This is a genomic window from Niallia nealsonii, assembly GCF_002835805.1.
Classification (GTDB): domain Bacteria; phylum Bacillota; class Bacilli; order Bacillales; family Cytobacillaceae; genus Niallia; species Niallia nealsonii.
In genome coordinates, this window is record NZ_PISE01000026.1 from 47,675 (window position 1) to 59,398 (window position 11,724).

The following is an 11,724-nucleotide window of genomic DNA, read 5'->3' on the forward strand; positions in this document are numbered from 1 at the left end:
TAGGAACGAGGTACAAGATGAAAGATTTTTTTATTCTTTTGCGCAATGGAAATAAATCTGCCCTTTTAGCTGCTACTGTTAATACATTGATTGCGATTATTAAAGGAGCCGCCTATATGATTACAGGCAATGTTGCGATGTTTGCAGAAACCATGCATTCTTTAGGAGATGCTGCCAACCAGTTTTTTGTATTTATCGGTTCCGCTTTAAGTAAAAAACAGCCTACTAAACGCTTTCCCGGCGGTTTTGGACGGGTTGTCAACTTAGTATTATTAGGAGCAGTCTTAATTGTTGGCATTATGTCCTATGAAACAATCAAAGAAGGTTTTGCCCATATTTTTCACCCAACAGAATCAAGCGGCTTTTTATTAAATATTTCTGTTTTAGGAGCTGCCGTTATTTTAGAATTTTATGTGCTCATAAAAGCAATGAAAGAAATTGTTCACGACCAAGGATTAGATCCAAAAGGATGGAGGCTTTTTAGTCATAGCTTCCAATACTTAAAAAGAGCAAAACCTGCAACAAAACTAGTATTTCTTGAAGATATTGTTGCAACAGGCGGAGGATTGCTTGCGATGATTGCTGTTATCATCGCCCATTACACTCCTTTTCATCAAGCAGAAGGAATTGCCTCTATCATTATTGGTTCCTTTATGTTTATAGTAGTCGGAAAAGTTTTCTTGGACAATGCAGCTGGTGCAATTGGAGAAAGTGACGCAGAAATGGAAGGACGAATCGGTATGCTTGCAATGGCTGATCCAGATGTTCGCGATATACAAGATCTGACTGTATACAAAGAAGGCGAAGATTTTCATGTAGAAATGAGCATTGAAATCGACAGCCAGTTAACCGTCGAACAAGCAGATAAAATCCGCCACCGCATCGAAGACCAAATCATGGAAGAAAATGGCGTGTCTGACGTTATTATCGAATTTGATACAGATGATGGCGTATTAAATTGGAATAAAAATCCACTTTCAGAACAGAAATAAAACAAACGTTTGATTAATAAAAAAACAGGAAACTGGGAGTTTCCTGTTTTTTATTCTTAATACTTGTCAATCGTTGCTCCAAGAACGGATGCACGAATAATATCCATATGCTGAAACCTTTGTAATTCTTTTGCTGTGCCAGTTACCACCGCTCCGTTAAATTTTAGGTTGGAAGGATTAGAATTTGTATTTTCTTTAATACCTTTTATTGCTTCCTTTACTTCACTTTTATGAATTTTTTTGTTATAAAGCTGCTTTAATGTTTCGTTAAAATACTGCACCTGCTCTTGAGAATATGCCACTTCAGGATTTACATCAAAACCAAATGCGCCTCCCCCTCCTTTTGTTTTTAAATCATCGCTTGGCAATTCTTTTGTCATTTTTTCCATTTGAGCAGCATAGCTGGTGTCGACCCAGAGCCAATTCACATTTTCATAGCCTAATTTTTTTTTCAGCTCTTTAATAGATAATGGCTTGGTAAAAGAAAGGCCGACTTCAATTAGCTTATTGTCATCTAGAGTCGCCGCAATATCAAGTTCATGTGGCAAATAGTCATAAGATAATTTTGGATAGTAAAAATCTAGTTTTCGTTGATTATTAAAGTAATTATAGCGGACTACTCTTTTGGCTTCCTTATTAAAAGAAAGAGTTTCACCCATGCCGCTGCCTCTTTCTACTAATTTTGGTTTTCCAAAAATGGGAATTGTTTTTACTGTTTTGTCCCATACAATGGTGCGATCGCCAATTGTTTTCATATACATAGAATCTTCTCTTACACTAAATAAGTTATAATCATAGGAAGAACCTTCAAGATTTATATTTGCACCATGTATCATTTCGAATAAATAATTTTCATTATCTATTTTTTTATTCAGCAAATACTGACTGCCATTAATAAGAACATATAGGCTGACAACAGTAGTAATAACCGAAATAAATATGTATTTAACCAGCTGTTTTCTTTTGGACTTTTTGACTGCTGACTGCAAAGAGGTTTGATTGATAAAATCAATTTCTTCCTGCTGTTCTTTTTTATCACTCATTTTCAGTAGCCTCCTTATAAACTTTTGCTAATTGTTTTTTTGCACGAAACAAATTGGTTTTTACAGAAGCTAAACTCTTATTTACGATTTGTCCAATTTCCTCATAAGATAGCGCTAATTGATATTTTAAAAACAGCATTTCTTGATAATCGGGCTTTAATTTTGCGATGGCCTGTTTTAAATCATTATTTTTTTCCAGTTCTAAATAAATAGATTCTGGATTCTCTTTAAAATCTGCCGCAACCTTTTTCAGGTTGACATCAAGATCTATTCTCTTTTGCTTGCGATATTGGTCATAATAAAAATTGAGCGCCACTCGAATTAACCAGCTTCTAATTTTTTTTAGAGGAATAGAATCAAAATGAATCAAATATTTTATTGCTGCTTCTTGCACTGCATCCTTTGCATCTTCTTTTGGAACTCCCACTTTGCAAAGATAACGATAAACAACATTCAATTCTTCATTCAGTTCTTTTCCTTTTATTAAGTCATCCATCTTCCCCCTCCTGCCTACTAAACGAATAAAAAAAGAAAAAGTTTACAAAAATTTTAGTATTTTTTCTATTTCGACGCTCTTTTTTTGCCAGCCCTCTGCTTTTTTATCAATTTTTCTATGCTTTTTATCGATTTATGCTCTTTTTTTATCAAATTTTTTGCTGTATTATCAACCAGCGATATTTTTTATAAAGTGAAACTTCAATCAGTGGGGGTTTTCTTCATTCACCACCGATTGTTAGTTGAACTAATCAGGCTTTTATGGGCAGTTTATCCCCCACCTAGATTTCTCGTTTTCTCTTACCATCCCTTAGGTGAGAGTCAAAAGCCCGTTAATGCGTGATAAATAAAAGACTGATGCACTCAGATGAAGCTGCTCATCTAAGTGCACCAGTCTGTTTATGCTTTCGTTTTTTCCACAATCCCTCGCTGACTGCAAAAAGCAAAATAGGTAGATATCCAACTAGCTTCCAGTTATTTTCTGCACCGAAAAAATAATAGGCAATTGGAAGATCTATTATACAACTAGCAAACATCCATTTCCATGAATGAAAAAATACTCCCGCTATAAAGCTAAGCAGTGAAAAAGCGGCAGATAGTTGCAAAAGAATCACAAAAATTTGAAAAGTTTTCATTACACCCCCTCCCAAATGTTTTATTCTTCTCTATACCCTATGACCTTATTGCCTTCCACATTTAAATAGACATTTATTTTTTTAATGGTTCTTTTGCTAAATAACTAATTTTAATCGTGCTGCGATTTTTAATGTCTTTTTTCTGGCTTGAATTTACCTGTTTCACAAGAAATTTGCTTCCAGATTTAAAACCACTTATACTGCCCTGTTTTTGATCTGCTATTTTATTCTGCAAAGATGGATCTAATGCATTATATGTCAATGTCAGCATCTTGCTTTCTTCTTGTTTGGTATAAGTGTTTATTTCTACAGATACAGTATCTGTTTTAGCATTAATCCAAATATATACAAAAGATAAAAACAGCAGCAATATAATTCCTAAAAATAGTTTTTTTTCATTATTCTATCTCATTTCTTTTTATTTATTTTGAATGCGTAAAATTTTTTACTTTTAGATAAATCCTTTTAACCAGCCAATAGAATAAACTCCTAAAATAGCGATCCATTGCTTCCACTTGATAGAAAATAAGAATTATCCATTAAATGTTTTTAATTGTGTTCATCCCGATCCATTAAACTTAGTGAATCCTTTCCAAATTAGAAAAATAATAATCAGCTCCAATTAATGCCCGAATCCCCATGATCAAATACAATATTCAGCCTTCCCCTTTCTTTTTACTTATTATAAAACATTGGATATATTTAACAAGTTGTTTTTGATAAACTAACACTATCTACTCTTAAAATTAGCAACAAAGCAAATCTATTATACAAGGAGCTAAAATGAATCAACATTTATTTCTTTTCGGAGGAGGACCTCCCTTTACTTTGCAGCATGCAAAAAAGTTTATTAATCTACTGAAATCTACTAATCCTATAAGCATATTATGTGTGGGCAAAACAGGTTGGCAGCAATATATGCCTATGTATACTCAAACGCTAAAAGATTTAGGTGCAGCATCATTTGAATATTTGCCGCTGCCGTCTCCTTCACTTGAAAAAATAAAAAACAGTTTACATAATAGCGCTGGAATTATTATTTGCGGAGGAAATACCACTCTTTATAGAGATTATATTGTGGATACTCCTATTAGTCAGATTTTACTAAATTGCTATGAATCAGGCATCCCTATTGCTGGATTTTCTGCAGGCGCTCTTATTTTTCCTGAAACTTGCATTATTTCAGCAAAAGATAATCCCAAAGGCGAATTTGAGCCAAAAAAAGGATTAGGATTATTAAAAAATCTGCTGCTCGCTGTACATTTTTCTGAGTGGAAGGATGAAACCCATTTGCTGCATGCTGTAAATAAATTAGGAGAACAGCAGAATTATGGCATAGATGAAAATACTGGAATCTACTTTCGAAATGGAAAAATGCATACAATCGAAGGCAAAGGCGTATATACAGTTAAAAATAAGCAATTGCTAAAAATACACTAAAGCAATTCTCACTACTTTAATTGAAAAAATAAGAAACAGCAAAGATTCTTTTTAGCAAAGAATCTTTGCTCCTACTATTAATACTTGTCCACAACCGCTCCAATGCTCGATGCTTTTACATAAGATTTTCCTTTTAAGCTAAGGAGATCCTCTTTTGTTCCGGTTACAACAACTCCGATGATTAAGCCGTCTTTTTGGCGTTTTTTCAATTCTTTATAGTCATACTTATTATATTCTTTTAGTTTATTTAAAAAAGCAGCTTCATTTTTTATATTAGGATAGCTGTCAGATTTACCTAATTCAGATGTAGCTTGATAGATCCCATATAACCAGCGGCCAAACTCTGGTTCACTTCTTTCTGCTGGTTTATTATCATAATTATTCACCCAAAACCATGTTGGATGAACAGATTTCGGAAGCAATTTTTTTACTTCTTCTAGCGAGTAGCTTTTATCAAAAGAAATCCCCATCTCCATATACTTATCTTCTGGATAGTCTTTTAATTTAGCTAAATCATCTGAATACTTTTGATATGTATACCGTGGAACATAAAACATCATTTCCTTTTCCCCGCTAGGAATATTAACAACTGTTGTATCATTCACAATTGTACTATAAGATGAAAAAGAAGTTGATGTAAAACCCCTTATCCCAAAATGTGCTTCTTCCGTATCCCATGGAATAATTTTATCTTCTATCACTTTATATACTTTTCTTTTTACTGTGCCTTTAAAAAAGCCAAAATCAATTGTTTCTGTTTGGATAAATGTATTGGGTGCTTTCATTACTGCATCTGCTTTTTGATGTTCTATAGCAACTTCACTTCCTCTTTTATCGACAATCCAAATATTCGTTCGATGCACTCCATAACCGACAGCTAAACAAACAATAACTGAGATAAGTAATGTCCGGACTAAAGTTATTCGTTTTGCTTTTTTCAATGTTTTTTTTAAGCTTTTTTCATCAAAAATATCTTCCAATTCATTTTCTTTTATTTTTTCCATTATATTCCTCCTGATAAATCTCTCTAAATTTTTTTCGTGCTCTTGCTAAATACGTTTTGACATTGTTCGGCTTCATTTCTAAATAATCGGCAATTTGCTGATAAGACCACTCTAATTCATATTTTAGAAGAAGCAGCTGCTTATACGCTGTTGGCATAAGATCCAGCATTTTTCTGATGTGCTGCTGATTTTCTTTTGTAATGATTATATCCTCTATTAATTCTGTATTGGATGCGAGTGTTTCATCGAGCATTAAACTTGGCGCTTTATTTTTCCTCCGGCAATAATCATAGTAAAGATTGGTTGCCACTTTAAAAAGCCATGCCCTATATTTATCAGGATCAACAGCATCAATATGAATCATCATCTTATACACACTATCCTGCACAATATCTTTAGCCGTTTCTGAATCAGCCCCTTGCCTCATTAAATAATAATAAAGCTCATTCATCACTTTCTTTAAAACATCATTGGACAACTTCTTTTTCAACTATCTTCCTCCCTCTGTTTTTATAACGCAAAAGGAGATGAAATGTATACAGTTATAATTAATATTAATTGGAAATAATTTTGTCAAAGAGGGAATACTGTGTAAAATTAATCCCTCTTTCTATAAAATCATTTTTTGAGAATACTAGAAATCCATGTTAATTATTTTAAATTTCCTATTTAATTGCTTACCGAATAAAAACTTCAAAACAAAAAAGCATCAGGATTTCTCCTAATGCTTTTTTGTTAACTGATCTGTCCACCAACTACGACAATATCCTCTCCATATTGTAGTGCTGCTTCTATTGTCTCCACTAAATGATTTATAGAAAGATCGAAAATAATAGGATTTTTTTCACATTTATACTAAATGAATTTATTTTAGTGTACTATTCGGGTTCGCTTATTTGCCATCTTCTCTATTTTTTGGCTTTACTCCATAAAAAAATCCCTTTTAAGAGCTCCTTCTTTTACCAGTTGTATGGTTATTTATAAACAACATCCCCTGCATATCCCATTTTCTCTGATACTTCTTGGGCATGCTTCTTTACTTTTTTAATAAATTCTGGCAATCTTTCTGCTTGAAAACGAATATCTGGTCCTGCTAGGCTAAGGCCTCCAACCACCTGGCCTTTATGGTTAAAAATAGGTGCAGCAATCGCTGTTGTATGATCTTCTAATTCCGATTTGCTGATTGCATAACCAGCTTGTCTCGTTTCTTCCAAAACAAGGCGAAGTTTGTCTACATCCGTAATGGTTCCAGATGCATATGCCTTAAAATCAACTATTTTCAAATATTGTTCCTGCTCTTCTTTTGGAAAAAATGCTAAAATAATGCGCGGACATGCCCCTGCATATAAAGGGGATCTTCTGCCAACAGCTGTATATAACCGGACCGGATGAGTGGAATCCAACTTTTCTACATACATCGCCTCATCGCCATCTTTAATAATTAAATTCACTGCTTCTTCTGTTTCATCACGCAATTTTTTCATCACAGGCAAAGCAATTTCCCTTACATCGAGCCTGTCGGCAACTAATTGGCCAAACTGCAAAAATAATAGACCTAGAGAATATAAGTTATCCTCATCTTTATCAAGAAAACCCATATCCTCTAAAGAACCAAGCATACGATGAACAGATGTTTTTGGCGTTCCTGTCAGCTGAATGATTTCATTAAATGATAGTTTTGAATGTATAAGAAAAAGTGTTAATAGATCCTTTGATTTAATGACGGTTTTATTTTTGTTTTGCATGCACCATTCCCCTTTTAAACAGATTTGTCTATTTTAAACAATTCTTTCTAGCAGTCTACTGTTTCATTAAAATAGCGTGCTTCAGCTGTTTCCATTGTTTTTCCTTTTTAAGCTGCAGCTGCTGTGCTTCTTCTAATGTGATAAGCTGAAACCTAATTTTTTCTCCTGGCTTCCTTTGTGCTAAATAAGCTAAATCAACGGAGGCAACTTGAGCAATTTTCGGGTAGCCCCCTGTTGTTTGGCGATCAGCAAGGAGAATGATGGGATTTCCATTTGGAGGAAGTTGGATCGTGCCAAAAGAAACAGCTTCTGACAGCATGTCTTCTTTTTCCTGAAATTCCATCTTTGGTCCTGATAAACGAAAGCCCATCCGATCTGATTGAGGGGTTATTTGAAAAAATTCTGCAAAAAGCTGATTTTTTCCTTGTTTTGTTAATTGATCATATTGCCGTCCAGAAAGCACTCGGATAAGGGCTTCACTCGACCCAGAAAAAAATAGCTTGGAGTCTACAAACCAATCGGTTGTGGAAAAAGGAGAAGTAGAAACTGTATCTTTCAGCTTGCTAAAAAGCATCATGGATCGTTCCGAATATTTGCCTATCTCAATAGTATCCTGCTTTTGTAGCGCTCTTCCTTTAAAACCGCCGATTTCTCCCCGCAAATAGGTGCTTTTGCTGTGCATAATTTTCTCTACAGCAAATCCGCCGGCAACAGCAAAATAGCTGCGGCAGCCAGACTTTGGCACACCAAACTTTATTACACTTCCCCTTTTTATCCAAACAGGGCGCCAAACAGGCAAAGAAATCCCGTCTACTGATGGAGATAAATCGGCTCCCGTAATGGCAATCAGCATATCTTCATTCACACTTATCATAGGTCCCATTAGTGTTATTTCAAGGGCCGCTTCCGTTTCCTTATTTCCGACTAATAAATTTGCCATTCTTAAAGAATAAACATCCATTGCACCACTCGCAATGACGCCATATTTTTGAAAACCGTACCTGCCTGTATCCTGTATACTAGTAAGAAGCCCTGGACGAAGTATTGTTATGCTCATGTTGAAGTGTCTCCTTTCCATTCGTTATATTCTTTCCAAGAAATAGAACGAAACTTTACTAGATCACCTGCTTGAAGCAGACTTGGCGGATTATCTTCTGGCAAAAAAAGATTTAATGGCGTTCTTCCAATCAGATTCCAGCCACCTGGTGTACCAATTGGATAAACACCTGTTTGTACTCCAGCTATCCCAACAGAACCAGGTGGAATAAGAGTGCGAGGCGACGAATGTCTAGGCGCTGCAATTTTTTTCGACATCCCGCCTAAAAAAGGAAAACCTGGGGCAAATCCAATCATATGAACAAGATATTCTCCACTTGTATGTATAGATATCACTTCTTCTGACGTTAATTTATTAATGGATGCCACCAGTTCTAAGTCTGGTCCCAATTCTCCTCCATAGCATACAGGTATTTCCATAATACGGGGGCTGCATTTTTCATTACTGTTTAGCTTCCCAATAATTTCTTCCATCAAAGCATCTACCATTTTGTATGGAGAAATCTCTTGAAATGAGTTTTTATATTCTTCGTAAACAACAACAGGATCATAAAACACAACAACATTGGTGAATGCGGGTATATACTCAATAAATCCTGGAAAAGAATGCTGATCTAAATAGTGGGTTAACTGCTGGATATGCTGGTGAATGTCTTTATTTACTTCCTTGCCGAATTCAATTAATATGGCCGAATCGGAGAATGGTTCTATATGTATGATTGTCCGTAAATCTATCCTTATATGAGTCAATGTTCATCCCCTCTTTTTTCATGTCCATAATATCTGAATATTACCATAACTTCACCTAAAAAAATAGAAACTAACTAGAAATTCATCTTAGTAGTTTCCCATTTTTGTGGTTAATCAATTTCCTGCAAAAACCGGATCATTGTAGTAGATCACTTCAGAAAGAATTTTGCTTCCATTTAATTTCGCCAATGTTTCCCTTGCTTCCTTTTCGCTTGTAAATTCATACATGCATAATTCATTTTCTTTTGAATAGAGGGTAATAACCCACATTTTTAAATGCCTCCTGACAATCTCTTAATATTTAATAACTGAACGTTATATCATTCCTTTTTTCGGAACTTTAGTTCTATTTTATAGATTTAACTATATTATAATGATCCTTTTCAAAAAGAACAACCGTTACTTTTTAAATAATTATTTTAAAAATTCCATATCTATATTAAGATTATGATAGCTTGCTTTTTTTGGAACTTTTATTCCGAAATATAGACAAATACATAGAAACTATTTTTAAAAGGGAGGTTTTTTGCTTGCATCAAATTGATTTAAATTGTGATTTAGGAGAAAGTTTTGGAACATACAAGAAAGGAAGAGATGAAGAAATTCTTCCTCTAATTACTTCTGCTAATATTGCCTGTGGATTTCATGCTGGAGATCCATCTGTTATGGGAAAAACCGTTCGTCTTGCTCTTGATAACGGAGTAAAAATCGGTGCACATCCAGGACTGCCTGATTTAATTGGTTTTGGACGCCGCAATATGGATATTTCTCCACAAGAAGCATATGATCTTGTACTCTATCAAATTGGCGCATTAAACGGGTTTGTGAAAGCAGAAGGTACAATGATGCAGCATGTCAAACCACACGGAGCATTATATAATATGGCTGCCAAAAATAAAGATTTAGCTGAAGCAATTGCAAAAGCAGTATATAAAATCAATCCAGAGCTTATTTTATTTGGACTTTTCGGCAGTGAACTGATAGTCGCAGGAAAAAAAATAGGCCTGCAAACTGCAAATGAAGTGTTTTCCGACCGTACCTATCAACATGACGGAACACTCACACCAAGAAAGGAAAAAAACGCGCTTATTCATAATGATGAACAAGCTATTTTGCAAGTGACCCGGATGGTGAAAGAAGGAAAAGCAACGTCACAGCAAGGAACAGATATAGAGGTTCAAGCAGATACCATCTGCATTCATGGCGATGGACCCAAAGCGCTGACATTTGCACAGCTGATTAGGGATTCTTTTGCTAAATCAAATATTTCGATACGAGCAATTGGGGATAAATAAGGATATTTTTTTAAAATCCCCGCAACTGAATAATTAGATATGCTTATAGAAGCAAAAACTGTCCCTTTGGTTTATTTTTTATGTTTTTGCTTCAAATTTCTCATGCTTTGATTCAATTTTTTCAAATAGCTATTTTTCGGCAAAACCCCCTATTTTCTACTCTCTATTAAGCAGCTGCAAACAATTCATCATCATTGTTTACAGCTTGTTCCTTCCATTTGTTCTACAACTGCAGAAACTAATGTACTTAACGGATGGATAATAACAGCAGACGTTTTCTTTTCCACCTCTTTGGCCCCATCTGCCATTGATAACTGAGCAACTGAAATCACTTTCTCTCCTTGCTTAATTAATTCAAATAAGGTATCCTTTATTTTTTGATCGTACTGTTCTTTTAAACCTTTCATAATCAGCTCAAAAGAATCTGGAATCACCACAACCTTAAAATCTATTATTTGCTGATGGGCTTCTGCATATGCTTTAAGCCTTTTTACCGTTCCCTCTACCGTTGCAGGATTGGAAAAAAGCATGGTTTGCGGCTTTTTGTTGCGACAAATATATGCAAAAAACGGTTCATCAATTTTTATAATCGGTACAGTTAGAGACAATTCCACTTCTTCTAAAACAGCAATATACGTGGTGCACGTAATAAGAATCGCATCCGCCCCGCATTGGGCCATCCATTCTATTTGCTCTTTTGTTTTATTTTTTACCGCATCTGTTTGAAGATTCCCTGCTAGTGCAACTTGGTAAATTAAACCTGGATCAACAAAATGAACAAATTCAATTTCATAAGCAGAAAATGCTTTTTCTATATACTCTATATTGGAAAAATGAGCATGAAGGCAGGCTATTTTTTTATGCACTTTTTATTCACATCCTAAAATTTACTTTGATCGTTTATACTCTCCATCAAATTCCCTATCTTGTTTAACCAAAAGCTAGTTACTCATTTAAATGAATGCCTATATTTTTTAATTGTTTTTCTAAATACTCTCGCTTCACTTTTCCATTCTCCTGATATTGGAGTGGATAATATTCAGTCATAAAAACAGGTGCATCAAAACTCAGCCAAATATTACGGTAAATATTATGGGTGTCTCTTATTATTAAAAATTCTCCGTTTTCTAATTCAATATCATCATCTACTCGAAATTAAAATCGACAACATTCACATATTTCAAAAGAACCACCCTCTAATTTTTCCAAGTCATCATATGCAGGTTCGTCAAATCCTTTATAACCACATACTGGACAAATATAATTCAT

The 11,724-nt window shown here is 34.6% G+C and carries 14 protein-coding genes; 3 read left to right on the forward strand and 11 right to left on the reverse strand.

Annotated features, from left to right (window positions below; all coding sequences use genetic code 11):
* Window positions 1-17 precede the first annotated feature (17 nt).
* Entirely contained in the window at window positions 18-992 is a 975-nt protein-coding gene (locus tag CWS01_RS12650; protein WP_101177564.1) for a cation diffusion facilitator family transporter, read from the forward strand.
* A gap of 56 nt (window positions 993-1,048) precedes the next feature.
* Here the strand turns inward: CWS01_RS12650 and CWS01_RS12655 are convergent, their stop codons facing one another.
* From CWS01_RS12655 to CWS01_RS12670, 4 genes are all read right to left on the reverse strand, one after another.
* Window positions 1,049-2,035, reverse strand: a complete 987-nt coding sequence (locus tag CWS01_RS12655) for an anti sigma factor C-terminal domain-containing protein (RefSeq protein ID WP_101177565.1) — start codon at window positions 2,033-2,035, stop codon at window positions 1,049-1,051.
* Entirely contained in the window at window positions 2,028-2,531 is a 504-nt protein-coding gene (locus CWS01_RS12660) for an RNA polymerase sigma factor (protein WP_101177566.1), read from the reverse strand. The genes CWS01_RS12655 and CWS01_RS12660 overlap by 8 nt, the downstream gene beginning before the upstream one ends.
* A 376-nt stretch (window positions 2,532-2,907) precedes the next feature.
* Window positions 2,908-3,165, reverse strand: a complete 258-nt coding sequence (locus CWS01_RS12665) for a hypothetical protein (protein ID WP_101177567.1) — start codon at window positions 3,163-3,165, stop codon at window positions 2,908-2,910.
* 73 nt (window positions 3,166-3,238) lie between these two features.
* Entirely contained in the window at window positions 3,239-3,535 is a 297-nt protein-coding gene (locus tag CWS01_RS12670) for a hypothetical protein (RefSeq protein WP_101177568.1), read from the reverse strand.
* A gap of 413 nt (window positions 3,536-3,948) precedes the next feature.
* Here CWS01_RS12670 and CWS01_RS12675 point away from each other — a divergent pair, with 413 nt between their 5' ends.
* Window positions 3,949-4,605 (forward strand): Type 1 glutamine amidotransferase-like domain-containing protein, encoded by a 657-nt coding sequence (locus CWS01_RS12675; RefSeq protein ID WP_101177569.1) that lies wholly within the window; start codon window positions 3,949-3,951, stop codon window positions 4,603-4,605.
* A 77-nt stretch (window positions 4,606-4,682) separates the two neighbouring features.
* On the opposite strand, the gene CWS01_RS12680 is transcribed toward CWS01_RS12675, so the two are convergent.
* The 6 genes from CWS01_RS12680 to CWS01_RS22670 all read right to left on the reverse strand — a co-directional run bounded on the left by CWS01_RS12680 (window position 4,683) and on the right by CWS01_RS22670 (window position 9,430).
* On the reverse strand, window positions 4,683-5,609 hold the full coding sequence (locus tag CWS01_RS12680; RefSeq protein WP_101177570.1) for an anti sigma factor C-terminal domain-containing protein: 927 nt from the start codon (window positions 5,607-5,609) through the stop codon (window positions 4,683-4,685).
* A complete protein-coding gene (locus CWS01_RS12685) occupies window positions 5,587-6,099 on the reverse strand; it encodes an RNA polymerase sigma factor (protein ID WP_101177571.1) in 513 nt (170 codons plus the stop codon). The genes CWS01_RS12680 and CWS01_RS12685 overlap by 23 nt, the downstream gene beginning before the upstream one ends.
* A gap of 484 nt (window positions 6,100-6,583) precedes the next feature.
* Window positions 6,584-7,354: an IclR family transcriptional regulator gene (locus tag CWS01_RS12690; protein ID WP_101177572.1), complete on the reverse strand. Its 771-nt coding sequence runs from the start codon at window positions 7,352-7,354 to the stop codon at window positions 6,584-6,586.
* Between the two features lie 55 nt (window positions 7,355-7,409).
* Entirely contained in the window at window positions 7,410-8,411 is a 1,002-nt protein-coding gene (locus CWS01_RS12695) for a 5-oxoprolinase subunit C family protein (RefSeq protein WP_101177573.1), read from the reverse strand.
* Window positions 8,408-9,160, reverse strand: a complete 753-nt coding sequence (pxpB, locus tag CWS01_RS12700; protein WP_328588911.1) for a 5-oxoprolinase subunit PxpB — start codon at window positions 9,158-9,160, stop codon at window positions 8,408-8,410. Before pxpB ends, CWS01_RS12695 begins: the two co-directional genes overlap by 4 nt.
* Window positions 9,161-9,274: 114 nt before the next feature.
* Window positions 9,275-9,430 (reverse strand): hypothetical protein, encoded by a 156-nt coding sequence (locus tag CWS01_RS22670; protein WP_168714393.1) that lies wholly within the window; start codon window positions 9,428-9,430, stop codon window positions 9,275-9,277.
* A gap of 260 nt (window positions 9,431-9,690) precedes the next feature.
* On the opposite strand from CWS01_RS22670, the gene pxpA reads away from it, so the two are divergent.
* Window positions 9,691-10,455: a 5-oxoprolinase subunit PxpA gene (gene pxpA / locus CWS01_RS12705; RefSeq protein WP_101177574.1), complete on the forward strand. Its 765-nt coding sequence runs from the start codon at window positions 9,691-9,693 to the stop codon at window positions 10,453-10,455.
* 191 nt (window positions 10,456-10,646) lie between these two features.
* Here pxpA and CWS01_RS12710 read toward each other — a convergent pair whose 3' ends face one another.
* Window positions 10,647-11,321, reverse strand: a complete 675-nt coding sequence (locus CWS01_RS12710) for an aspartate/glutamate racemase family protein (protein ID WP_101177575.1) — start codon at window positions 11,319-11,321, stop codon at window positions 10,647-10,649.
* Between the last annotated feature and the right edge of the window lie 403 nt (window positions 11,322-11,724).

Bases quoted from the DNA above. Each gene is read 5' to 3' on its own strand.
- CWS01_RS12650 (WP_101177564.1), top strand. From the start codon at position 18: ATGAAAGATTTTTTTATTCTTTTGCGCAATGGAAATAAATCTGCCCTT.
- CWS01_RS12655 (WP_101177565.1), bottom strand. From the start codon at position 2,035: ATGAGTGATAAAAAAGAACAGCAGGAAGAAATTGATTTTATCAATCAA.
- CWS01_RS12660 (WP_101177566.1), bottom strand. From the start codon at position 2,531: ATGGATGACTTAATAAAAGGAAAAGAACTGAATGAAGAATTGAATGTT.
- CWS01_RS12665 (WP_101177567.1), bottom strand. From the start codon at position 3,165: ATGAAAACTTTTCAAATTTTTGTGATTCTTTTGCAACTATCTGCCGCT.
- CWS01_RS12675 (WP_101177569.1), top strand. From the start codon at position 3,949: ATGAATCAACATTTATTTCTTTTCGGAGGAGGACCTCCCTTTACTTTG.
- CWS01_RS12680 (WP_101177570.1), bottom strand. From the start codon at position 5,609: ATGGAAAAAATAAAAGAAAATGAATTGGAAGATATTTTTGATGAAAAA.
- CWS01_RS12690 (WP_101177572.1), bottom strand. From the start codon at position 7,354: ATGCAAAACAAAAATAAAACCGTCATTAAATCAAAGGATCTATTAACA.
- CWS01_RS12695 (WP_101177573.1), bottom strand. From the start codon at position 8,411: ATGAGCATAACAATACTTCGTCCAGGGCTTCTTACTAGTATACAGGAT.
- CWS01_RS22670 (WP_168714393.1), bottom strand. From the start codon at position 9,430: ATGTGGGTTATTACCCTCTATTCAAAAGAAAATGAATTATGCATGTAT.